The sequence below is a fragment of the Pseudonocardia xishanensis genome, from assembly GCF_039541715.1.
Classification (GTDB): Bacteria; Actinomycetota; Actinomycetes; order Mycobacteriales; family Pseudonocardiaceae; genus Pseudonocardia; species Pseudonocardia xishanensis.
Window position 1 is genome coordinate 36,542 of the sequence record NZ_BAABGT010000072.1, and the last position, 21,905, is coordinate 58,446.

Here is a 21,905-nt window from a genome sequence, read left to right on the forward strand (position 1 = left end):
CCGCGAGTCCGACACCGCAACCCGCGAGTCCGGCACCGCGGCGGGCGAGTCCGACATCTCGGCGCGGACCCCGGGGGTCAGGGGGCGCGGAGGAGGCGGGCGGCGACTTTGAGCCCGCCGCCCGGGGGGAGGTCGAGGGTCAGGGTGCCGCCCGCCAGCTCGACGGTCCGGGCGGCGATGGCCAGGCCCAGCCCGGATCCATCCACGTTGGACTGGTCGGGAGCCCGCCAGAAGCGGTCCGTGGCGCGGTCGAGCTCGTCCGGCGCCATGCCCGGGCCGGTGTCGATCACCGCGAGCTCCACCGCGGCGGGCTCGGCGCCCCGGACCGGGCGCACCGTCACGGTGATCGACCCGCCGGGCGGGGTGAACTTGATCGCGTTGTCCAGCAGGGCGTCGAGCACGGTCTCGATGCCACCGGGCGCGATCCGGACCCACAGCCCCCGGACCCCGCCGCGCAGCAGCCGCAGGCCCGTGTGGTCGGCCAGCGGGCGCCAGGCGTCCAGCCGGTCGTCCACGGCGGGATCGACCGGGACGTCCGCCTCCCGGTCCACGCCCGCGTCCCGCTCCGCGCGGGCCAGCGCGAGCAGCCCGTCGAGCACCCCGGAGAGCCGCTCGGCCTCCTCCATCGCCGCCCCGTGCTGCTCGACGGCGTCCCCACCGCCGACGTGTCCCTCCAGGTTGGACAGCCGCAACCGCAACGCGGTCAACGGGTTCCGCAGCTGGTGCGAGGCGTCGGCGACGAACGCCCGCTGGGTGCTCAGCGCCTGGGTCACCGACTCGGCCATCCGGTCGAAGGACAGGGTGAGCCTGCGCAGCTCCGGCGGCCCTGACCCGTCGGACACCGGTTCGGCGGGCCGCCCGGCCAGCACCGCCCGCGTGACCCGGCCGGTGCCCTCGTCCAGCCTGCGGACCGGGCGCAGGATCCACCGGGTCACGGGCAGCGCGACCAGCACACCGAGCGCCACCGCCAGCACCACCAGCGCCGCGACCAGCGACCAGACCTGCACCTCGGCGGCCCGCAGCGCACCGGTCGGCGAGACCGAGATGGCGGCGCCGCGCACCTCGCCGTCGACGAGCACCGGCTCGGCCAGGACCAGCGGCCGGGTGTCCCACGGCCAGATCAGCGGCGGGGCCGCGGACCGGCGGCCGGCCAACGCGACCTGCAGGCGTTCCCGGCCGTCCTCGTCCAGCACGGGCGGGTCCGGACGCGACGCCGCGACCGTCGTCCCCGCCCGGTCGACGACGGTCACCGCGACCCCGTAGACCTCGTCGTAGCGGGCGAGCTCCTCGGCGAGCCCGGGCGCGGTGTCCTCGGTGATCGGCCGCTGCGCGCGGGAGGCGAAGTAGATCGTGTCCGTGAGCCGGTCGATGAACAGCTCCTGTTGCGCCGCACGGGAGTTGGCCAGCGCGAGCGGCACCCCCAGCCCGACGGCCAGCAGCCCGACGAGCACGCAGACGATGACCAGCAGCCTGCTCCTCAAGCGGTCCCCAGCCGGTACCCCACCCCGCGCACGGTCTGGACGAGCTCGGGGCGACCGAGCTTCGTGCGCAGGGTGGCCACGTGGACGTCCAGCGTGCGGTTGGCCCCGGGCCAGCTCCGCCCCCACACCTCGGCGACGATGCGGGTCCGGGTGCACACCGTTCCGCGCGCGGACGCCAGCAGGGCCAGCACCTGGAACTCCTTGCGCGTCAACGTGACCTCGGCGCCGTCCACGGTCACGGTGTGCCTGCCCAGGTCGATCGCGACGCCGTCGGGGGTGGTGACGACCCGGTCGCCCTGCTGCTCCGCCGCCTCGGGGCCGCGGCGGCGCTGCACCGCGTGGATGCGGGCGACGAGCTCGCCGACGTCGTAGGGCTTGACCACGTAGTCGTCCGCCCCGGAGTGCAGCCCGACGATCCGGTCCTCCACGTCCCCCCGCGCGGTCACCACGATGACGGGGACGTCGCTGGCCTCACGGATCGCCCGGCAGACGTCCACGCCGTCCGCGTCCGGCAGGCCCAGGTCGAGCAGCACCACGTCCACCCCCGCGAGGTGCTCGACGGCCTCGCGCCCGCGGTCCAGCCGGGTGGTGGTCATCCCGTGCCGGTGCAGCGCGGGGCGCAGCGCGGCCGCGACCCGGTCGTCGTCCTCCACCAGCAGGATGTGCACTTCCCGACCTCCCCGCGACTGTTATCAGAGCGAAACCCTAAAGGTTGCCCAAGGTGATGGACTCGCATGTCCGATTCGCCCTAGCGTCCCGCCATGCCGGAGGCGGAGCTTGCGAAGCCGACCATCAGCACTGGAGACCGCCCATGACACAGACCGGTACCCCCATGATCCGCATGGCCACCGTCGACAAGCACTTCGGCGAGCTGCACGTGCTGAAGGACATCAACCTGGAGGTCGACGCGGGGCAGGTCGTGGTGGTGCTGGGCCCGTCGGGGTCGGGCAAGTCCACACTGTGCCGCACCATCAACCGACTCGAGCCCATCGACAGCGGGGTCATCGCGATCGACGGCGAGGAGCTGCCCGCCGAGGGCAAGGCGCTCGCCGGGCTCCGCGCGGACGTCGGCATGGTGTTCCAGAGCTTCAACCTGTTCGCACACAAGACGATCCTCGAGAACGTCATGCTCGCGCCGCTGAAGGTGCGCAAGCAGAACAAGGGCGAGGCCGAGAAGAACGCGATGCGCCTGCTCGAGCGGGTCGGCATCGCGAACCAGAAGGACAAGTACCCGGCGCAGCTCTCCGGCGGGCAGCAGCAGCGCGTGGCGATCGCCCGCGCGCTGGCCATGAATCCCAAGGTGATGCTCTTCGACGAGCCCACCTCGGCGCTGGACCCGGAGATGGTCAACGAGGTCCTCGACGTCATGACCGCGCTGGCGAAGGAGGGCATGACCATGCTCGTGGTGACCCACGAGATGGGCTTCGCCCGCCGCGCCGCGCACCGGGTGGTCTTCATGGCGGACGGGGAGATCGTCGAGGACTCCACCCCGGACGACTTCTTCACCAACCCGACGAGCGACCGCGCCAAGGACTTCCTCGGCAAGATCCTCTCCCACTGACCGACCCCCACACACAGGAGTCCCGAATGAAGTTGCGTTCCCTCGTGGTGGGGCTGGCCGCGGCCGCCCTCACCCTGACCGCGTGTGGCCAGTCGGGCAGCCCCGGCGCCACCGGCCCGGTCGTCTCCGAGGCCCCCGCCGCCGGCGTGCAGGTCCCCGGCTCGGCGACCTTCACCGCGATGACCCAGCGCGGCGGGGTCGTCATCGGCGTCAAGGACGACCAGCCCGGCCTGGGCTTCAAGGACGCCACGACCGGCGAGTACTCGGGCTTCGACATCGAGATCGCCCGGCTCGTCGCGGCCAAGCTCGGCTTCGGCACCGACAAGATCACCTACAAGACGGTGCCGTCCGCGGCGCGCGAGGACACGATCTCCCGCGGCGAGGTCGACTACTACGTCGGCACCTACACGATCAACGACAAGCGCAAGACGCTCGTCTCCTTCGCGGGCCCGTACTTCGTCGCGGGCCAGGGCCTGCTGGTCCGGGCCGACGAGACCGCGATCACCGGCAAGGACACGCTCAAGGGCAAGAAGGTCTGCTCGGTCACCGGGTCCACCCCGATCCAGCGGGTCCGCGACCAGCAGCTGACCGACCAGGTCGTGGAGTTCCAGACCTACACCCAGTGCGTGGACCAGCTGCTGTCCAACCAGGTCGACGCCGTCACCACCGACGACGCGATCCTCAAGGGCTACGCCAGCCAGCAGCCGGACAAGCTGAAGGTCGTCGGCGAGACCTTCTCGCAGGAGCCCTACGGCATCGGTCTGAACAAGGACGACGCCGCCCTCCGCGGGAAGATCAACGACATCCTGCAGGCCGCGTACGACGACGGCACCTGGCAGAAGATCTACGACGAGACCCTGGGCAAGTCCGGCTCGCCGGCCTCGCCGCCCGCGATCCAGCGGTACTGAGCCCCTGACGCCCCCGGGGGCGGGTCGACCGCGACCCGCCGCCGGGGGCGTCCTGCGCACCGGAGAAGGAGCGGCCTGCGGTGAACGTCCTGTTCGACAACCTGCCCCTGTACGGGGTGGGCTTCCTGGGCACGATCGAGCTGTTCGTCGTCGCGGCGATCGGCTCGCTGATCCTCGGCACGATCCTGGCCGCCATGCGGGTCAGCCCCATCCCGGTGCTGCGCTCCTTCGGCACGGTCTACGTCAACACGATCCGGAACACCCCGCTCACGCTGGTGCTGTTCTTCTTCGCCTTCGCCTACCCGCGGCTCGAGATCGCGGACATCTCGTTCTTCTGGCGGGCCTCGATCGGCCTGATCCTCTACACCTCGGCATTCGTCTGCGAGGTCGTCCGCTCCGGCGTCAACACAGTGCCGGTCGGCCAGGCCGAGGCCTCCCGGGCGCTGGGCTTCACCTTCGGCCAGACCATGGGCCAGGTCGTGCTCCCCCAGGCCATCCGGTCCGTGGTGCCGCCGCTGACCAACACGATGATCGCGCTGCTGAAGAACACCACGATCGCGGCGGGCTTCTCGGTGATCGAGGCGGGCGGCATCTACGCCAACCTCTCCGAGCGCGGCTACAACGTCTTCGTCGGCCTGCTCTGGGTGGCGCTGGGCTTCCTGATCCTCGTGGTGCCGCTGACCCTGCTGCAGCGCAACCTCGACCGACGCTGGAGCCCGTCCCGATGAGCACGCACATCCCTGGGAGCGCCTCGTGACCGCGGTCCTCTACGACATCCCGGGCCCCAAGGCCCGCGCCCGCAACCTGACCCTCGGGGTCGTCGGCACCGCGGTGGTGCTGGCGATCGCCGCGTTCGTGATCTACCGCTTCATCGTGACCGGCCAGTTCGACGCGCGGCTGTGGGAGTGGATCACCTACGTCAACATCCAGTACATCCTGCTGGGGGCGCTCGGGAACACGCTGTCGGCCTTCGCCGCCGCCGCGGTCCTCTCGCTGGCCTTCGGGGCGGTGTTCGCCGCGGGCAGGCTCTCCGAGCACAAGTGGCTCAGCGTGCCCTCGACGGCCGTCATCGAGCTGTTCCGGGCGCTGCCGCTGCTGGTCCTGATCTTCATCCTGTTCTTCGGCGTGAGCCGGGGGCTCGGCGTCGACATCCCGGCCTACTGGGCCGTCGTCATCGGCCTGATGCTCTACAACGGCTCGGTGCTCGCCGAGGTCTTCCGCGCGGGCATCCGGGCGCTGCCGAGGGGCCAGGGCGAGGCCGCCTACGCGCTGGGCATGCGCAAGACCCAGGTGATGACGAACGTCCTGCTCCCGCAGTCCCTGCGCGCGATGCTGCCGACGATCCTCAGCCAGCTCGTGGTGGTCCTCAAGGACACCGCGCTGGGCTACATCATCCTGTACCCGGAGCTGCTCTACCAGGCGCGCTTCCTGGGCAGCCAGGGCCAGCTCGGCGCCCCGATCCTGCAGGTCGCGATGGTCGTCGCGGTCATCTACATCGCGATGTGCCTGATCCTGTCCGGGCTGTCGAAGCTGCTGGAGCGACGCCTGCGCCGCAGCCCCCGCGCCGCCGCGACCGAGGAGACCGAGGAGCGCGAGGTGGCCGCCGCGCAGGCACAGGGCGGCGGCGGCACGTTCGGCGACTGACTAGAGGTTCTCCACGTCGACGGGGTCGATGCCCTCCGGGGCGTCGAACCCGTAGACCTGGGCGTAGAAGCTCAGCTCCGCGTCCAGGGCGCGGCGGATGTTCTCCGCGCGGCGGAAGCCGTGCTGCTCGCCGGGGAACAGCAGGTAGGCGACGGGGACCTTGCGCGCCCGCAGCGCCTCGACGATCGCCTCGGACTGGTTGGGCGGGACGATGGCGTCCTCGGCGCCCTGCAGCACGATCAGCGGGGTGTGGAAGTCCTCGACGTGGTGGATCGGGCTGCGTTCCACGTAGGTCTCCCGCGCCGCGGGGTACGGCCCGATCAGCCCGTCGAGGTAGCGGCTCTCGAACTTGTGGGTGTCCGCGGCCAGCGCCTCCAGGTCGGCGACGCCGAAGTGGTCCGCTCCCGCCGAGAACGGGGTGTCGGCCCTGGCCAGCGCGGCCAGGGTGGTGTAGCCGCCCGCCGAGCCGCCACGGATGGCCAGGCGCGTGCCGTCGACGACGCCGCGCTGGGCCAACCAGCGGGCCGCGGCCAGGCAGTCCGCGACGTCGACGATCCCCCAGGCGCCCTTGAGCAGGTCGCGGTAGGCGCGGCCGAAGCCCGTGGACCCGCCGTAGTTCACGTCGACCACGCCGAACCCGCGGCTGGTCCAGTACTGGACGGACACCGACAGCACCGGCACGGCGGCCGCCGTCGGACCGCCGTGGATGACGACGAGCAGCGGCGGGAGGGTGTCCGCGGGTCCCTCGTGGTCGGGGTTGGCGGGCGGGTAGTACAGCGCGTGGGCGGTGCGGGGCTCACCGGCGGGGGTCACCGACGGGAAGGAGACGGCCTCGGGGACGGAGAGGTAGCCGTCGTCGATCCCCAGGTCGCGGGGGGCGGCCAGGGTCTCGACGTCCCCGTCCACGCTGACCACGTGCACACCCGGTTCCTCGGTGGGCGTCCCGGCGACGATCACGACGCTGCCCACCCCGTACGGCGCGACCGAGCCGATCGCCGAGAACGGCAGGTCCAGCTCGGTGAACTCACCGTCCGGCTCGCGGACGGCCAGCCCGTCGTAGCCCTTCGACCAGCGCGCGAACACGACCCGGCCGCCGGGGAGCACGGCGTAGCGCGAGCTGCCGAGCTGCCAGCCGGGGACACCGATCTCCGCGTCGAGCACGACGACGGGGGTGATGTCCTCACCTGGCACCCAGCGGTAGAGGTTCCACCAGCCGGTGCGGTCGGAGAGGAACCAGAGCGAGCCGTCCGGCTGCCACTGCGGCTCGGCGACCGACTCCCCCGGCCCGCCCGCGATGAACGCCTCGTCCCCGGTCTCGAGGTTGCGTCCCATGAGGACGACGTCGTCCCACGGCATGGACGGGTGGTCCCACTGCATCCAGACCAGCCGCACGCCGTCCCGGGACAGCCGCGGGCTCGTGGCGAAGTCCGGCCCGCTGACCAGCACCTCCGGCTCGTCGGTGGGTCGGTCGGCGGCGATCCGGACGATCTCGTTGCGCACCTCGGCGGCGCTCGGGCCGTCGTGGCGCTCGCGGATCAGCAGCAGCGAGTCCTCGTGCAGATGTCCGTCCGCGTAGCGGTCCGCGCGGGGTGTCGCGGGCACGGGGGTGAGGGGCTCCGGGGCGCCGCCGGGGGCCAGCCGGTAGAGGCGCTGGTCGGTCCAGTTCGCGAACCAGACCACGCCCGCGCGCACCCACCAGGCGGCGCCGCCGTACTCGTGGACGCCGGTCCGGGCGTCGAAGCCCTCTGCGAGCAGGTCGGTGGTGGTGCCGTCGGGGTCGCGGCGCACGATCTGGGTCCGCCCGCCCTCCGACGGGCGCGCCTCGGCCCAGTAGACCGCGTCCCCGTCGGTGCGCGCGCCGGACACCCGCACCGCGGCCGTGACGACGAGCTCGGACGTGATCGGGGTCGGCCAGGACCCGAAGGGCAGCACGGTGCTCACGACGGCCACGCTAGTCCCCGACGTGGTGCAGGGGCGCCGAAGAGCGCACGTTTCGTGCCGCCGGCGCGGCGAGATCGCCGGTTGCGTGCACTGAACGCGGTGTGGGCCACGCTGTGAGCACGAAACGTGCATACTTCACGGCACCAACGCATGATCCACCGTCCGGGAGCCGAGCGGTCGGGAATCGACCGCGTCGCTCCCCGGGCGTGGATCATCGGGGGCGCGCGGCCTCCCGGAGCAGGGTGAGCGCTCGGGGCAGGGCACCGAGGCGCAGCACGGGGAGCAGCCCGACGGCCCCGCGCAGCCCCGCCCACCACCGCACCTGCCCGTCGGTCCGCAGGATCCCGACGGCCGGGGTGTCGCAGCCCGCGACCGCCGCGGGCAGGTTGGGGTAGATCTCCGCGAGCCGCGGCTCCCGGCACGCCCGAGCCCGCACCGGCACGGTCACGCACTGCGGCAGCTCGCGGGCGATCCGGGAGCAGCGGGGACAGCCCGAGTCGAACACCACGACCACCTCACGCACCCGCACGACACGGATTATGGATCGACGAGCCGTCGGGGAGCAGCACCGCCGGGGATCGGTGGTCTCGGCGCTGCCTCACCGTGCGCCGGTAGCGTGGAGCGCGACCCCAGGGAGGCCGCCATGCCCGACCAGCCCGCCGTCCCCGAGCCGTCCGAGCCCCGGGCGGCGCCGGACGCCGAGCTCGAGCCGATCGACGCCGAGATCGTCGAGCCCGCCGAGCCCGCCGCGCTCACCCCACCGCCGTTCGTCCCCACCGACTACACCGACCAGGGCGTCCCGACCCTGGACTACGTGCGGGACAAGATCGAGGGCCGCTCCGCGACGGCCATGGGCTGGGAGGAGCTCCGCACCGCCGAGGTCGAGGAGGCGGAGAAGAAGTTCGCCGAGCGCGAGGAGAAGGGCAGGGCCAAGCTGGAGGAGCTGCGCAGGCAGATGGGGCTCTAGCGGCTCGACCGCGGGTCCCGCTTCGCAGGCGCCCCTGGTCACCACCCTCGCCGGCCGGGTCGTGTTCGCCCCGGTCAGCCGGATCACCGACGAGATGTACCGCGAGATCCACGACTGGCCCGTGCCTGGACGACCGGCCCACGCCCACCGCCGCGCAGGTCCGGCAGGCGGTGCGGGCGGTCCTGGACGAGGACCGCTACCGCACCGCCGCCCGCGCGATGGCCGACCGGACGGCCGCGGCCCCCGGCATCGCGCTCCTCGACCGGGTCGTGGACGCCCTGGTCAGCGCCTGAACAGCTTGTTGCCCAGCCAGACGATCGGGTCGTACTTGCGGTCCACCACGCGCTCCTTCATCGGGATCAGCGCGTTGTCGGTGATCTTGATGTGCTCGGGGCAGACCTCGGTGCAGCACTTGGTGATGTTGCAGTAGCCGAGCCCGTGGTCGTCCTGCGCCATGTCCTTGCGGTCCGCGGCGTCGAGCGGGTGCATGTCCAGCTCCGCGATCCGCATGAGGTACCGCGGGCCGGAGAACGCCTCCTTGTTCTCCTCGTGGTCCCGCACCGCGTGGCACGTGTTCTGGCACAGGTAGCACTCGATGCACTTGCGGAACTCCTGGCTCCGCTCCACGTCGATCTGCTGCATCCGGTACTCACCCGGCGCGACCCCCTCCGGCGGGGCGAACGCGGGGACCTCGCGGGCCTTGACGTAGTTGAACTCGACGTCCGTGACGAGGTCCCGGATCACCGGGAAGGTCCGTAGCGGGGTCACCGTGACGACCTCGTCGTCGGCGAACGTCGACATGCGCGTCATGCAGGCCAGCCGTGGCTTGCCGTTGATCTCCACCGAGCACGAGCCGCACTTGCCCGCCTTGCAGTTCCAGCGGCAGGCCAGGTCGTTCGCCTCGGTCTGCTGGAGGCGGTGGATGATGTCGAGGACGACCTCGCCCTCGTTGACCTCGACGGGGTAGTCCTCGAGCTTGCCGCCGCCCTGGTCGCCGCGCCACACCCGGAAGTGGTGCCAGTGACTCATGCCTTCTCCCCCTGGTCCGCGCGGTGCCCGCCCAGCTCCTCGCCGGTGTAGTACTTCTTGAGCTCGTCGAGCTCGAAGAGGTCGAGCAGCTCGGGCCGCATCGGGATCTGCTCCTTGCGCGTGAGTTCCACGTTGTCCTCGCCCAGGGCGCTGCACACCAGCAGGACGTGCCGCCAGTCCGAGTCCATGACCGGGAAGTCGTCCCGGGTGTGTCCGCCGCGGCTCTCCTGCCGCTCCACCGCCGCCTTCGCCACGCAGAGCGAGACCAGCAGCATGTTCCGCAGGTCCAGTGCCAGGTGCCAGCCGGGGTTGAACTCCCGGTGCCCCTCGACGGTGACGGTGCGGGTCCGCGTCGCGATGTCCTGGAGCTTCTTGAGCGCCATCTCCATCTCGTCTTCCTTGCGGATGATGCCGACGAGCTCGTGCATGGTCTTCTGCAGCTCCAGCTGCACGACGAACGGGTTCTCACCCCCGTCGGTGGCGGTCGAGAAGGGCAGCAGCGCCCGGTCGACCGCGGCCTGGATCTCCGCGGGATCCACCGCGGGCCGCGGGCCCTCGGAGAACTGCGCCGCGTACAGCCCGGTCCGCCGCCCGAAGACGAGCAGGTCGGACAGGCTGTTGCCGCCCAGGCGGTTCGAGCCGTGCATCCCGCCCGAGCACTCCCCCGCCGCGAACAGCCCCGGGACGCTCGACATCCCGGTGTCCGGGTCGACCTCGATGCCGCCCATCACGTAGTGGCAGGTGGGGCCGACCTCCATCGGCTCCTTCGTGATGTCGACGTCCGCCAGCTCCTTGAACTGGTGGTACATCGACGGCAGCCGCTTGAGGATCTCCTCCGGCGTCTTGCGGGAGGCGATGTCCAGGAACACCCCGCCGTGCGGTGACCCCCGGCCCGCCTTGACCTCCGAGTTGATCGCGCGCGCGACCTCGTCACGCGGGAGCAGCTCCGGCGGGCGCCGGTTGTTGTCTGGGTCGGTGTACCAGCGGTCGCCCTCCTCCTCGGTGGTGGCGTACTGCTCCTTGAACACGTCCGGGACGTAGGAGAACATGAACCGCTCGCCCTCGGAGTTCCGCAGGACACCGCCGTCGCCGCGGACCGACTCCGTGACCAGGATGCCCTTCACCGACGGCGGCCAGACCATGCCCGTCGGGTGGAACTGCAGGAACTCCATGTTGATCAGCGTGGCGCCTGCGCGCAGGGCCAGGGCGTGTCCGTCCCCGGTGTACTCCCAGGAGTTCGACGTGACCTGGTAGCTCTTGCCGACCCCGCCCGTCGCCATGACGACCGCGGGCGCGTCGAAGCGGACGAACCGGCCGTCGTTGCGGAAGTAGCCGAAGGCGCCTGCGATCCGGCCGTCCGTCTTGAGCAGCTCGGTGATCGTGCACTCGTGGAAGACGCGCAGGTGGGACTGGTAGTCGCCGGTGACCTTGTAGTCGTCCTGCTGCAACGAGACGATCTTCTGCTGCAGGGTGCGGATCAGCTCCAGCCCGGTCCGGTCGCCGACGTGGGCGAGCCGCGGGTAGGTGTGCCCGCCGAAGTTCCGCTGGCTGATCTTGCCGTCCGGCGTGCGGTCGAACAGTGCGCCGTAGGTCTCCAGCTCCCAGACGCGGTCCGGGGCCTCCTTGGCGTGCAGCTCCGCCATCCGCCAGTTGTTGAGGAACTTCCCGCCGCGCATGGTGTCGCGGTAGTGGACCATCCAGTTGTCGTTCGGGTTGACGTTGCCCATCGACGCCGCGCAGCCGCCCTCGGCCATCACGGTGTGGGCCTTGCCGAACAACGACTTCGAGATGACCGCGACCCGCTTGCCCTGCAGTCTGGCCTCGATCGCCGCCCGCAGGCCCGCACCCCCGGCGCCGATCACGACGACGTCGTACTCGTGCGTCTCGATGTTCTCGGTCATCAGATCACCCCACGATCCGCAGGTCGGAGATCCAGCCCGCGGACACGCACATGATGTACGCGTCGGTGATCGCGAGGCTGGCGAGCGTGGTCCAGGCCAGCTGCATGTGCTTGCCGTTGAGCTTGGTCACGAAGCCCCAGGCCCTGTAGCGCACCGGGTGCTTCGAGAAGTGGTTGAGCCGCCCGCCGATGATGCTGCGGCAGGAGTGGCACGAGGCGGTGTAGAGCCAGAGCAGCACCACGTTCGCGACGATGATGATGTTACCGAGACCGAGGCCGAAGGAGCCGTCGGACTTGATGAACGAGATCACCGCGTCGTAGGTGTTCAGGATCGAGATCAGCGCCGCCGCGTAGAAGAAGTAGCGGTGCAGGTTCTGCAGGATCAGCGGGAAGCGGGTCTCGCCGGTGTACTTGCCGTGCGGCTCGGCGACCGCGCAGGCGGGCGGGCTGCCCCAGAAGGCCCGGTAGTAGGCCTTGCGGTAGTAGTAGCAGGTCAGCCGGAACAGCAACAGGAACGGCAGGCTGATCAGCGCGTACGGCAGGAACCAGACGTCCGGCACGAACCGGCCGAGGTGGGCCGCCTGCTCCACGCACCCGTACGAGACGCAGGGCGAGTAGAACGGCGTGAGGTAGTTGTACTCCGGCACGAAGTACCAGTTCTGCATGAACGCGCGGACCGTCGCATAGAGCACCCAGGCCCCGAGCCCTGCCACGTTGAGCAGGGGCGGGAGCCACCAGCGGTCCGTACGGAGCGTCCGGGCCGCGATCTGTGCGCGGCCGGCACCCATGTCAGTGGTGGATGACACGTAGTCCCTCGTTCGGCGTCGTTGCCTGTCGTGCGGATCACACGGAGCGTACGACGGAGGTCACACGTGACGTGTGTCAGGTCAGGAACAATCGGCCGGTCGAGACGTAGGTCACACTGCGTACCCGTTCACTCACGCAACACGACGAGCCCGGCCCCCACCAGGGGGAACCGGGCTCGCCTTGTGCAGTTGTGGATCCCTCCGGCTACTTCTTGCGCCGCCCGCCGACGGTCGCCTTGAGGTAGTCGTGGTTGAGCTGGGAGATCACGTCGAGCGGGATCTCCTTGGGACAGGCCGTGGCGCAGGCTCCGGTGTTGGTGCACCCGCCGAAGCCGGCGTCGTCGTGCGTCTCGACCATGTTCACGACGCGGTCCCAGCGCTCCGGCTGGCCCTGGGGCATCTCGCCGAGGTGGGTCAGCTTGGCGCCCAGGAAGAGCGACGCCGAGCCGTTGGGGCACGCCGCCACGCACGCGCCGCAGCCGATGCAGGCCGCCGCGGTGAACGAGCGGTCCGCCGCCGCCTTCGGCACCGGGGTGGAGTGCGCCTCGGGGGCCGAGCCGGTGTTGGCCGAGATGTAGCCGCCCGCCTGGATGATCTTGTCGAAGGCGTTCCGGTCGACGATCAGGTCCTTGATCACCGGGAACGCGCCCGCACGGAAGGGCTCGACGGTGATGGTGTCGCCGTCGTTGAACTTCCGCATGTGCAGCTGGCAGGTGGTGGTGGAGCGCTCGGGGCCGTGCGGCTGGCCGTCGATCACCATCGAACACATGCCGCAGATGCCCTCGCGGCAGTCGTGGTCGAACGCGACCGGCTCCTCGCCGGACAGGATCAGCTTCTCGTTCAGCACGTCGATGAGCTCGAGGAACGACATGTCCTCGGACGCGTCGTCGACGGTGTAGTCGACCATGCGGCCCTTGTCGACCGGGTCCTTCTGGCGCCAGACGCGCAGGTTGACCTTCACTTGTAGCTCCGCTGGGTCGGGTGGACGTACTCGAAGTTCAGCTCTTCCTTGTGCAGCACCGGGGCCGAGCCCGCACCCGTGTACTCCCACGCGGCGGCGTACGAGAAGTTCTCGTCGTCCCGCTGGGCCTCGCCGTCCTCCGTCTGGCTCTCCGCGCGGAAGTGGCCGCCGCAGGACTCGCGGCGTGCCAGGGCGTCCAGGCACATGAGCTCGCCGAGCTCGATGAAGTCGGCGACCCGGCCGGCCTTCTCGAGGCTCTGGTTGAGCTCCGCCCCCACGCCGGGGACCTTGACGTTGCTCCAGAACTCGCGCCGCAGCTCGGCGAGCAGGTCGATCGCCTTGAGCAGGCCGTCCTCGGTCCGCTCCATGCCGCAGTAGTCCCACATGATGTGGCCCAGCTCGCGGTGGAACGAGTCGACGGTGCGGTTGCCGTCGATCGACAGGAGCTTCTCGATGCGCTCCCTGACCGCGGTCTCCGCCTCGAGGACCTCGGGCGCGTCCGCCGGGACCTCCGGCAGCGTGTTCGACGCCAGGTAGTCGCCGATCGTGACCGGGAGGACGAAGTAGCCGTCCGACAGGCCCTGCATCAGCGCCGAGGCGCCGAGCCGGTTCGCGCCGTGGTCGGAGAAGTTCGCCTCGCCCGCCACGTAGAGACCGGGGATGGTGCTCTGCAGGTCGTAGTCGACCCACAGCCCGCCCATCGTGTAGTGCACGGCGGGGAAGATGCGCATCGGCGTGTCGTAGGGGTTCTCCCCCGTGATGCGCTCGTACATCTCGAACAGGTTGCCGTACTTGGCCTCGACGGCCTTGCGGCCCAGGCGCGTGATCGCGTCCTCGAAGTCCAGGTAGACGCCGAGGCCCGACGGACCGACGCCGCGCTTCTCGTCGCAGACCTCCTTGGCCGCGCGCGAGGCGATGTCGCGCGGGACCAGGTTGCCGAAGCTCGGGTACTTGCGCTCGAGGAAGTAGTCCCGCTCGGCCTCCGGGATCTCCGACGGCCTGCGCGTGTCGCCGAGCTGCTTCGGGACCCAGACGCGGCCGTCGTTGCGCAGCGACTCCGACATCAGGGTCAGCTTCGACTGGTGGTCGCCGGAGACCGGGATGCAGGTCGGGTGGATCTGGGTGAAGCACGGGTTCGCGAACAGCGCGCCCTTGCGGTGCGCCCGCCAGTTGGCGGTGACGTTGCAGCCCTTGGCGTTCGTCGACAGGTAGAAGACGTTGCCGTAGCCACCCGTCGCGAGGACGACGGCGTCCGCCAGGTGCGAGGAGATCTCGCCGGTGACCATGTCCCGGACCACGACGCCGCGCGCCCGGCCCTCGACCACGATCAGCTCCAGCATCTCGTGGCGCTGGTACATGTTCACGGTGCCGGCGTGGATCTGGCGCTCGAGGGCCTGGTAGGCGCCGAGCAGCAGCTGCTGGCCGGTCTGGCCGCGGGCGTAGAAGGTGCGGGAGACCTGCACCCCACCGAACGAGCGGGTGTCCAGCAGGCCGCCGTACTCGCGGGCGAACGGGACGCCCTGCGCCACGCACTGGTCGATGATCTGCCGGGAGATCTCGGCCAGGCGGTGCACGTTCGACTCACGGGCGCGGAAGTCGCCGCCCTTCACGGTGTCGTAGAACAGCCGGTAGACGCTGTCGCCGTCGTTGCGGTAGTTCTTCGCCGCGTTGATGCCGCCCTGCGCCGCGATGGAGTGCGCGCGCCGCGGGCTGTCCTGGTAGCAGAAGCTGGTGACGTGGTAGCCCGCCTCGCCCAGGGTCGCCGCCGCCGCGCCCCCGGCCAGGCCGGTGCCCACGACGATGATCTTGACCTTGCGCTTGTTGGCCGGGTTGACCAGCTTGACGCTGAACTTGCGGCGCTCCCAGCGGGTCTCGATGGGACCGTCGGGAGCGGCCTTGTCGACGACGGGGGTCCCGACGGAGTAGTCGGCGTAGCTCATGTCAGATCCATCCGAACGTGGCGGAGATCGGGACGATCAGGAAACCGACGATCAGCACGGTGGTGAACACCGTCGCGCCGGCTTTCAGGGTCTTCTCGCGGCGGTTGCTCGACCTGCCGAGGGTCTGGATCGCGCTCCACAGACCGTGCCGCAGGTGGAACCAGATGGCGACCAGGGCCAGGACGTACCAGAGGGTGATGTACCACCGGTCCGGCGTGAAGTCGGCGGTGATGTTCTCGTACGGCTTGAGGTGCTCGCCGTTCGGGTTCACGACGCCTGCGGTCAGGTCCAGGATGTGCCAGATGATGAACAGCAGGACGATCACGCCGCCCCAGCGCATGGTGCGCGCGGTGTAGCTGCCCTTCACCTTGTTGCCTGCCGCGTACTTGACCGGGCGGGCCCGCTTCGCCCGCAGGGCCAGCAGCGTGGCGGCCCAGATGTGGCCGACGACGCTCACCGTGAGCGCGACCCGCACGACCCAGACGAAGCCCTCCCAGCCCAGCACGGGCTCGAGCAGCGTGCGGAGCCACTCCGCGTAGCCGTTGAGCGCCGTGGGCCCCCAGAAGATCTGGAGGTTGCCGATCATGTGCACCACGAGGTACAGCACCAGCACGGCGCCGGTCAGCGCCATCACGAACTTGAGCAGGACCGCCGGGATCAACGGCCGCTTGGGCCGTGCCGGGGTCGCGGGGGACTTCCCCCTCGTAGACACCTGTGTCGCCACGGACGTCAGTGCACTACTCAGGAGTTGTGTCGTCCAATGCATGGAGACGCCATGATCTATGCACGTAGACTATACCTGTGACACTTCAGCAGCTTGCGTACTTCGTGGCGGTCGCGGACGTGCGCAGCTTCACTCGTGCGGCGGATGTGACCGGTGTCGCCCAGCCCACCCTCAGCCGCCAGCTCCGCGCGTTGGAGGACGATCTCGGTGCCCCCCTGGTCAATCGGGGGAAGTCGGTCACGCTCACCCCCGCCGGTGAGGCGGTGCTGCCGCTCGCCCGTCGGATGCTGGCGGACATGGACCTCGCCCGGGAGTCCGTGGCGGAGCTGGTGGGCCTGCGGACGGGGCGGGTGCGGGTGGGCGCGACCCCGTCGATGTGTATCGGCTGGTTCGCCGAGGTGCTGCGGCTCTTCCACGAGCGCTACCCGGAGATCCACCTCGAGCTGGCCGAGAACGGGTCTCAGTCGCTGGTCCGCTCGCTTGCCCGCGGCGCGCTGGACGTGGCACTGGTGGTCGTGCCGCCGTCCGGGATCGACCCGACGCTGGACACGCTGCCGCTGCTGCGCGAACGGCTCTCGGTCGCCTCCCCCCGCTCGGGCCGCCCGCCCTCCTCGCGTGGCTCGATGACGATCACCGAGCTGTCCCGTCGCTCGCTGGTGATGGTCCGGCAGGGCTACGACCTGCGGGAGGTGACGCTGCAGGCGTACCACGCGGCCGGCGTGACCCCGCGGTTCGCGGTCGAGGGCGGGGAGATGGACGCGGTGCTGCGGCTCGTGGAGGCGGGCACCGGGGTGGCGGTGGTGCCGGACCTGGTGTTCGCGGGGCGGCCCCGCCTGCGCCGCACGGTGTTGACCCCGCCGCTCTACCGCACGGTCGCGCTGGCGAGGCGCACCGACATCGCCCCCACCCACGCCGCCCAGTCCTTCATCGACGTCCTGCTCAGCTACGTGAGCACGGTCGACGCGGCGGGTGGGATGTCCGCGGACGTGCAGGTGCTGCACCGCGCCCCCTCCCCCTGACCGATCCGCCGCGTTCCGGACCGCGGAGGCCGCGTGGGGGTGTGGTGATCATGGATCCGGGTGGATCGGGGTGCCGCACGGCTCAGTCGAGGTCCGGCGGGCCGAGCTCGTCCTCGTCCGCGCCGTGCTCGGCGAGGGCGGCGCGGACCACGCCGTAGGCGATGCCTGCGGGATAGCCCTTGCGGGCGAGCATCCCGACCAGGCGCTGGGCGACCTTGCGGCGGTCGTCCGGGCCGCGCAGCGTGACGGTGCGGAGCCTGCGGTCGACGAGCTCGCGAGCCCGCCGGGCCTCGGCCTCGTCGTCCACCTCGGTGAGCGCCTCGTCCGCGATCTCCTCGGCGACGCCCTTGCGGCGCAGCTCCTGCGCGATCGCGCGGCGACCGAGCCCGCGCTGCGTGTGTCGGGAGCGGACCCAGGCACCGGCGAAGGCCTCGTCGTCGATCAGGCCGACCTCGTCGAAGCGGTCGAGGACACCCTGGGCGACCTCGTCCGGGATGCCCTTCTGCCGCAGCCGCGCGGCGAGCTCGTGCTTCGTGCGGGCGCGATCGGTGAGCAGGCGCAGGCAGATCTCCCTGGCCGCGGCCTCCAGCTCCTCGGGCGTGCGGGTGTCCTCGGTGGGCTCCTCCGGCACGGCCCGTCGGGCGCGACCCCGCTCGCGACCCCGGGGCCGGGCCCGGTCGGCGCGCTCCGGATCCGCGCCGATCGAGGTGAACTCCCCCGCCTCCCAGGCAGCGGCGGCGGTGTCCAGCGCGGGAGCGTCGTCCGGGAGGCGCTCCGACCGCGGCTCCGCCGTCCCGCCCCGGACGCCCGATCCCCCTGCCGACGCGGGGGCGGCGCGGCCGGGGCGCTCCCGAGCCCGCGCCCGCTCCGCTCGGAGCTCACGGTCGGTGCGCGCACGACGGTCGGTGCGCGCGCCGCGGCGTCCGAAGCGCAGGTCGTCCATCGTGAGCTGCGGGGACTCCCCTGCGGGCGCGCCGAGGGTGCCCAGCTCGGCAGGCGGCTGCCGGTCCGGGGCGGCGTCGAGCCCGTCGAAGTCCGCGACTCCGGGACGGCGGTCCTCGGTGTCCTCGCTTTCCTCGGTGTCCTCGCCGACGGCCGCCTCACCGACGGCCGCCTCGCCGACGGCCCCAGCAGGCCCCGGGCCCTCGACCGCACCGCCGACGGCGGCGAGGTCACCGAGCCCGACGGGGTGACCGACTCCCGCCACCGCCACGGACTCCGCGGCGTTCGCGGAACCGGCCCCGTCGCCGGCACTCGTCCCACCCCCGGCACCACCTGCGTCGAGCGGGGCGGCGGAGGCGGCGGTCCCGCCGCCGCCCGCAGGGACGGGGAAGTCGGTGAAGTCCGCGACGGCGGGGGGTTCGGTCTCCCCCGGGGTGGTCCCGGGACCGGAGCGGTCCTGCCCGGCCGGATCGTCCCCGAACGACGCGACGACGACCTCCGCCGAGGGGGCCGGGTCGAGGTCCTCCATGGCGAGGCGGTGCCGGGCGGGCGCCGCCTCGCCGACCCTGCCGGGGGTCGTGCGGGGGGCCACGCTCAGAAGTCGACCGGAGCGGGCACCGGCTCGACGGCGGCGTCGGCGTCCAGCACCGCGCCGATGCCGAGCTTCTCCTTGATCCGCTTCTCGACCTCGGCGGCGATGTCCGGGTTCTCCTTGAGGAACTTGCGGGCGTTCTCCTTGCCCTGCCCCATCTGGTCGCCCTCGTACGTGTACCAGGCACCGGACTTGCGGATGATGCCCTGCTCCACGCCGACATCGATCAGCGAACCCTCGCGGCTGATGCCGACGCCGTAGAGCACGTCGAACTCCGCCTGCTTGAACGGCGGGGCCACCTTGTTCTTCACGACCTTGACCCGGGTGCGGCTGCCGACCATGTCGGTGCCGTCCTTCAGGGTCTCGATGCGGCGGATGTCCAGCCGGACGGAGGCGTAGAACTTCAGCGCCTTGCCGCCCGTCGTGGTCTCGGGGGACCCGAACATCACGCCGATCTTCTCGCGGAGCTGGTTGATGAAGATCATCGTGGTGCCGGAGGTGCTCAGCGCGCCGGTGATCTTGCGCAGCGCCTGGCTCATCAGCCGGGCCTGCAGGCCGACGTGGCTGTCCCCCATCTCGCCCTCGATCTCGGCGCGCGGCACGAGCGCGGCCACCGAGTCGATGACGATGATGTCCAGCGCGCCGGAGCGGATCAGCATGTCCGCGATCTCGAGCGCCTGCTCGCCGGTGTCCGGCTGGGAGACCAGCAGCTCGTCGGTGTTCACGCCGAGGGCCTTGGCGTACTCCGGGTCCAGCGCGTGCTCCGCGTCGATGAACGCGGCGGTGCCGCCCGCGGCCTGCGCGGAGGCCACCGCGTGCAGCGCGACGGTGGTCTTACCGCTGGACTCCGGGCCGTAGATCTCGACGACGCGGCCGCGGGGGAAACCCCCGACGCCCAGCGCCACGTCCAGCGCGATCGACCCGGTGGGGATCACACCGATCGGCGGACGGGTGTCGTCGCCGAGGCGCATCACCGAGCCCTTGCCGTGGTTCTTCTCGATCTGGGCGAGGGCGAGCTGGAGCGCCTTCTCGCGGTCGGGAGTGCCCATCTGAGTACCTCGCTCGGTCGGGGTGGTGCGGGTCTGTGTTGACGTGTTCGACGACTTCCGGGGAGCCACGGGTGAACCGTATGGGGTCCCACCGACACTTTCGGAATCGTGTCCCCGCCATCCACAGGCGAGGCTTTCTGTGGACGCAGGCTATACGAACACGTGTTCGAGGCCGAGTCCGACACGCCGATCGGCTATCCTCCCGCGCCCAGCGGCAGGGGACCTCCTAGTCCCGCCCCAGCCGCCGGTCCGCGGGCACGTCGTAGGCCGTGCAGATGACGTCCCAGACCCGCTTCGGGTCGATCCCCGCCTCGATCGCCTGCTCGGCGCTGCGCCCGCCCAGCTCGGCGAACACGTGGTCGCGGGCCAGCGAGCTGCCGCGCGCCTCGCCGAACTCGTCGTGCAGCAGGGACCGGAAATGACTCAGTCGCACCCGGTCGAGGGTAGTCACCGCCCGACGGACACGACGGAGGGCCGGACCGACGGCGCGGCGTAGCATCCGTCTCCGTGATCGAGCAGGTCTGGGCGGCCCTCGGCGGGGACCCCGCCGAGCTCCCCCGGCTGACGACGACCGGTCCCGCGCACACCCTGGCCAGCCGCTTCCCGGTCACCGCGTTCGGCACCGCGACCATCGGCGCGGCCCTGCTGGCCGCCACCGACCGCCCCGTCGCGATCGACACCCGACAGGCCGCCGTGGCGTTGTGCAGCGAACGCCACCTGCGGGTCGACGGCGCGAGTCCCGGCAGCGGGTTCGCCCCGCTGTCCGCCTTCCACCGCACCACCGACGGCTGGATCCGCCTGCACGCGAACTACCCCTGGCACGCCGCCGCCGCCCGTGGCGTCCTCGGGCTCGGCGAGGATGCCGGGCTCGACGAGGTCCGCGCCGCGATCTCCGCATGGCCGAAGGTCGACCTCGAGACCGCGATCCACGAGGCCGGGGGCGTCGCCGCCGCGACCCGCACCGAGGAGGAGTGGGCGGCCACCGGGGCCGGGCGGGCCGCGCTGGCCCTGCCACTGGTCGAGCGCCGGAGGATCGGCGACGCCGCACCCCGGCCGTCGGCACGGGCGGGCGGGCTGCGGGTGCTGGACCTGACCCGGGTGATCGCAGGCCCGGTCGCCACCCGGACGCTGGCCGCCCACGGCGCGGACGTGCTGCGGATCGATCCGCCGCACCGGCCGGAGCTGCCCGCGCAGGCGTGGGAGACGCTGCCGGGCAAGCGGTCCGCGATCGCCGATCTCCCCCTTCCGGAGCTGCTCGCCGGGGCGGACGTCCTGGTCACCGGCTACCGTCCCGGCGCTCTGGACCGCTTCGGGCTGGCCCCCGAGGAGCTGGCGCGGACCCATCCCGGACTGGTCGTGGTCACCTTGTCCGCCTGGGGGCACACGGGGCCGTGGGCACACCGACGGGGGTTCGACAGCCTGGTGCAGACCGCGAGCGGGATCGGGCTCGTCGAGGGGTCGCCGGGCGCGCTTCCCGCCCAGGTCCTGGACCACGCGACCGGCTACCTGGGCGCGGCGGCCGCGCTGCTCGCCGTCGCCGAGCAGCGCCGGTCCGGTGGGACGCACCACGTCCGGCTGGCGTTGGCGGGCACCGCCACGTTCCTGCAGGGCCTGCCCCGCGGGGAGCCCGACGCGGTCGAGGTCGATCCCGCGCCCCACGTCGAGTCCCTCGGGCGCTTCACGCTCGCCTCCCCGCCCGGGACCGTGGACGGGCAGCCGTTGCACTGGCCGTCCGTGCCGGAGCCCGGCGCGGCGAGCCCGACCTGGCTACGCTGACCGGTATGTCCGATCCCACGGGGCTCGCCTCGCCGCTGGGACAGCTCGTCGTACTGCTGATGTTGCTGACCTCGCTCACCCTGCTGATCCGCTGGTGGGTGCAGAACCGCAGGCGCTGAGCAGCCGTTCCGCCGCCGCCTTCGCCCGTACCGGCGCGTCGGGGACGCCGCCCGCCGTCGCCATCACCGACGCGCCCTCGTAGAGCAGGTGCAGGTCGATGCCGAGCTCCGCGGGCAGCCCGGCGGCGCGGACCAGCTCGACCAGGTAGGCACGCATCCACTCCTTCTCCGCCCGGATCACCGGCTCGGCCGGGTGGTCCGTGCCGCCGATCTCGGCGTAGGCGTTGACGAACGCGCACCCGCGGTCCTGGTCTGCCAGCCACTCCGCGAGGACGTCGAACACCGCCGCGGGCGGGCGGCCCGCCATGCGCTCCCGCAGGAACCCCTGCCAGAACGCGGCGCGGCGCTCCAGGTAGAGCGCGACGAGGGCGTCCTTGGAGCCGAAGCGGTCGTACAGCGTCTTCTTCGTGGTCCCCGCCGTCTCGGCGATCAGGTCGACGCCGACCGCGCGGATCCCGCGCCGGTAGAACAGCGTGCTCGCGGCGGTGAGGAGGCGTTCGCCCGCGGGGGTGCTCATACACTGCGAGTATACAGACCGGTATGATT

General features: G+C 71.5%; 22 protein-coding genes. 8 read left to right on the forward strand and 14 right to left on the reverse strand.

All coding sequences use genetic code 11. The features are described 5' to 3' along the window. Positions 1 to 77: 77 nt before the first annotated feature. Positions 78 to 1,481 (reverse strand): sensor histidine kinase, encoded by a 1,404-nt coding sequence (locus ABD993_RS23320; RefSeq protein ID WP_345422324.1) that lies wholly within the window; start codon positions 1,479 to 1,481, stop codon positions 78 to 80. Beyond that, positions 1,478 to 2,149 (reverse strand): response regulator transcription factor, encoded by a 672-nt coding sequence (locus ABD993_RS23325; protein ID WP_345422327.1) that lies wholly within the window; start codon positions 2,147 to 2,149, stop codon positions 1,478 to 1,480. Before ABD993_RS23325 ends, ABD993_RS23320 begins: the two co-directional genes overlap by 4 nt. A gap of 164 nt (positions 2,150 to 2,313) precedes the next feature. Between ABD993_RS23325 and ABD993_RS23330 the strand changes: the two genes are divergently transcribed. From ABD993_RS23330 to ABD993_RS23345, 4 genes are all read left to right on the forward strand, one after another. Next, positions 2,314 to 3,042, forward strand: coding sequence for an amino acid ABC transporter ATP-binding protein (locus tag ABD993_RS23330; protein WP_345422407.1), 729 nt, complete (start codon positions 2,314 to 2,316; stop codon positions 3,040 to 3,042). 26 nt (positions 3,043 to 3,068) lie between these two features. Continuing rightward, positions 3,069 to 3,950, forward strand: coding sequence for a glutamate ABC transporter substrate-binding protein (locus ABD993_RS23335; protein WP_345422330.1), 882 nt, complete (start codon positions 3,069 to 3,071; stop codon positions 3,948 to 3,950). Between the two features lie 80 nt (positions 3,951 to 4,030). Further along, entirely contained in the window at positions 4,031 to 4,678 is a 648-nt protein-coding gene (locus ABD993_RS23340; RefSeq protein ID WP_345422333.1) for an amino acid ABC transporter permease, read from the forward strand. Positions 4,679 to 4,703: 25 nt separating this feature from the next. Next, positions 4,704 to 5,594 carry an amino acid ABC transporter permease gene (locus ABD993_RS23345; protein ID WP_345422336.1) on the forward strand — a complete coding sequence of 297 codons (891 nt, stop codon included), beginning with the start codon at positions 4,704 to 4,706 and terminating at the stop codon, positions 5,592 to 5,594. Here ABD993_RS23345 and ABD993_RS23350 read toward each other — a convergent pair whose 3' ends face one another. Together ABD993_RS23350 and ABD993_RS23355 are read right to left on the reverse strand one after the other, a co-directional pair. Next, positions 5,595 to 7,535, reverse strand: a complete 1,941-nt coding sequence (locus ABD993_RS23350; protein WP_345422338.1) for a S9 family peptidase — start codon at positions 7,533 to 7,535, stop codon at positions 5,595 to 5,597. It abuts the gene before it with no gap. A 211-nt stretch (positions 7,536 to 7,746) separates the two neighbouring features. Further along, positions 7,747 to 8,064, reverse strand: coding sequence for a hypothetical protein (locus ABD993_RS23355; protein WP_345422341.1), 318 nt, complete (start codon positions 8,062 to 8,064; stop codon positions 7,747 to 7,749). Between the two features lie 114 nt (positions 8,065 to 8,178). Here ABD993_RS23355 and ABD993_RS23360 point away from each other — a divergent pair, with 114 nt between their 5' ends. Continuing rightward, positions 8,179 to 8,502, forward strand: coding sequence for a hypothetical protein (locus tag ABD993_RS23360; RefSeq protein ID WP_345422344.1), 324 nt, complete (start codon positions 8,179 to 8,181; stop codon positions 8,500 to 8,502). Between the two features lie 170 nt (positions 8,503 to 8,672). Further along, a complete protein-coding gene (locus tag ABD993_RS23365; RefSeq protein WP_345422347.1) occupies positions 8,673 to 8,795 on the forward strand; it encodes a hypothetical protein in 123 nt (40 codons plus the stop codon). On the opposite strand, the gene ABD993_RS23370 is transcribed toward ABD993_RS23365, so the two are convergent. The 6 genes from ABD993_RS23370 to ABD993_RS23395 all read right to left on the reverse strand — a co-directional run bounded on the left by ABD993_RS23370 (position 8,785) and on the right by ABD993_RS23395 (position 15,862). Next, a complete protein-coding gene (locus ABD993_RS23370) occupies positions 8,785 to 9,531 on the reverse strand; it encodes a succinate dehydrogenase/fumarate reductase iron-sulfur subunit (protein WP_345422350.1) in 747 nt (248 codons plus the stop codon). The two genes, ABD993_RS23365 and ABD993_RS23370, sit on opposite strands and share 11 nt — an antisense overlap. Then, positions 9,528 to 11,432: a fumarate reductase/succinate dehydrogenase flavoprotein subunit gene (locus ABD993_RS23375; protein WP_345422353.1), complete on the reverse strand. Its 1,905-nt coding sequence runs from the start codon at positions 11,430 to 11,432 to the stop codon at positions 9,528 to 9,530. Before ABD993_RS23375 ends, ABD993_RS23370 begins: the two co-directional genes overlap by 4 nt. A 4-nt stretch (positions 11,433 to 11,436) precedes the next feature. Further along, a complete protein-coding gene (locus tag ABD993_RS23380) occupies positions 11,437 to 12,237 on the reverse strand; it encodes a hypothetical protein (protein ID WP_425569113.1) in 801 nt (266 codons plus the stop codon). 205 nt (positions 12,238 to 12,442) lie between these two features. After that, positions 12,443 to 13,198: a succinate dehydrogenase/fumarate reductase iron-sulfur subunit gene (locus tag ABD993_RS23385; RefSeq protein WP_345422356.1), complete on the reverse strand. Its 756-nt coding sequence runs from the start codon at positions 13,196 to 13,198 to the stop codon at positions 12,443 to 12,445. After that, a complete protein-coding gene (locus tag ABD993_RS23390) occupies positions 13,195 to 15,138 on the reverse strand; it encodes a fumarate reductase/succinate dehydrogenase flavoprotein subunit (RefSeq protein ID WP_345422359.1) in 1,944 nt (647 codons plus the stop codon). The genes ABD993_RS23385 and ABD993_RS23390 overlap by 4 nt, the downstream gene beginning before the upstream one ends. A 1-nt stretch (position 15,139) precedes the next feature. Then, positions 15,140 to 15,862, reverse strand: coding sequence for a succinate dehydrogenase cytochrome b subunit (locus tag ABD993_RS23395; RefSeq protein WP_345422362.1), 723 nt, complete (start codon positions 15,860 to 15,862; stop codon positions 15,140 to 15,142). A gap of 77 nt (positions 15,863 to 15,939) precedes the next feature. On the opposite strand from ABD993_RS23395, the gene ABD993_RS23400 reads away from it, so the two are divergent. Further along, complete coding sequence (locus tag ABD993_RS23400; RefSeq protein WP_345422365.1) at positions 15,940 to 16,881, forward strand: LysR family transcriptional regulator; 942 nt, start codon at positions 15,940 to 15,942, stop codon at positions 16,879 to 16,881. Positions 16,882 to 16,963: 82 nt separating this feature from the next. On the opposite strand, the gene ABD993_RS23405 is transcribed toward ABD993_RS23400, so the two are convergent. From ABD993_RS23405 to ABD993_RS23415, 3 genes are all read right to left on the reverse strand, one after another. Then, positions 16,964 to 18,415 (reverse strand): regulatory protein RecX, encoded by a 1,452-nt coding sequence (locus ABD993_RS23405; RefSeq protein ID WP_345422368.1) that lies wholly within the window; start codon positions 18,413 to 18,415, stop codon positions 16,964 to 16,966. Positions 18,416 to 18,417: 2 nt separating this feature from the next. Continuing rightward, positions 18,418 to 19,464 (reverse strand): recombinase RecA, encoded by a 1,047-nt coding sequence (recA, locus tag ABD993_RS23410; RefSeq protein ID WP_345422370.1) that lies wholly within the window; start codon positions 19,462 to 19,464, stop codon positions 18,418 to 18,420. 226 nt (positions 19,465 to 19,690) lie between these two features. After that, complete coding sequence (locus ABD993_RS23415) at positions 19,691 to 19,897, reverse strand: DUF3046 domain-containing protein (protein ID WP_345422373.1); 207 nt, start codon at positions 19,895 to 19,897, stop codon at positions 19,691 to 19,693. Positions 19,898 to 19,971: 74 nt separating this feature from the next. On the opposite strand from ABD993_RS23415, the gene ABD993_RS23420 reads away from it, so the two are divergent. Beyond that, positions 19,972 to 21,240: a CoA transferase gene (locus ABD993_RS23420; RefSeq protein ID WP_345422376.1), complete on the forward strand. Its 1,269-nt coding sequence runs from the start codon at positions 19,972 to 19,974 to the stop codon at positions 21,238 to 21,240. Between the two features lie 75 nt (positions 21,241 to 21,315). Here the strand turns inward: ABD993_RS23420 and ABD993_RS23425 are convergent, their stop codons facing one another. Then, positions 21,316 to 21,876, reverse strand: a complete 561-nt coding sequence (locus ABD993_RS23425) for a TetR/AcrR family transcriptional regulator (RefSeq protein ID WP_345422377.1) — start codon at positions 21,874 to 21,876, stop codon at positions 21,316 to 21,318. Positions 21,877 to 21,905 lie beyond the last annotated feature (29 nt).

What these genes read in the sequence shown, in the direction of transcription:
- ABD993_RS23370 (WP_345422350.1), bottom strand. Translation starts at nt 9,531, where the DNA reads ATGAGTCACTGGCACCACTTCCGGGTGTGGCGCGGCGACCAGGGCGGC.
- recA (WP_345422370.1), bottom strand. Translation starts at nt 19,464, where the DNA reads ATGGGCACTCCCGACCGCGAGAAGGCGCTCCAGCTCGCCCTCGCCCAG.
- ABD993_RS23335 (WP_345422330.1), top strand. Translation starts at nt 3,069, where the DNA reads ATGAAGTTGCGTTCCCTCGTGGTGGGGCTGGCCGCGGCCGCCCTCACC.
- ABD993_RS23360 (WP_345422344.1), top strand. Translation starts at nt 8,179, where the DNA reads ATGCCCGACCAGCCCGCCGTCCCCGAGCCGTCCGAGCCCCGGGCGGCG.
- ABD993_RS23375 (WP_345422353.1), bottom strand. Translation starts at nt 11,432, where the DNA reads ATGACCGAGAACATCGAGACGCACGAGTACGACGTCGTCGTGATCGGC.
- ABD993_RS23390 (WP_345422359.1), bottom strand. Translation starts at nt 15,138, where the DNA reads ATGAGCTACGCCGACTACTCCGTCGGGACCCCCGTCGTCGACAAGGCC.
- ABD993_RS23425 (WP_345422377.1), bottom strand. Translation starts at nt 21,876, where the DNA reads ATGAGCACCCCCGCGGGCGAACGCCTCCTCACCGCCGCGAGCACGCTG.
- ABD993_RS23330 (WP_345422407.1), top strand. Translation starts at nt 2,314, where the DNA reads ATGATCCGCATGGCCACCGTCGACAAGCACTTCGGCGAGCTGCACGTG.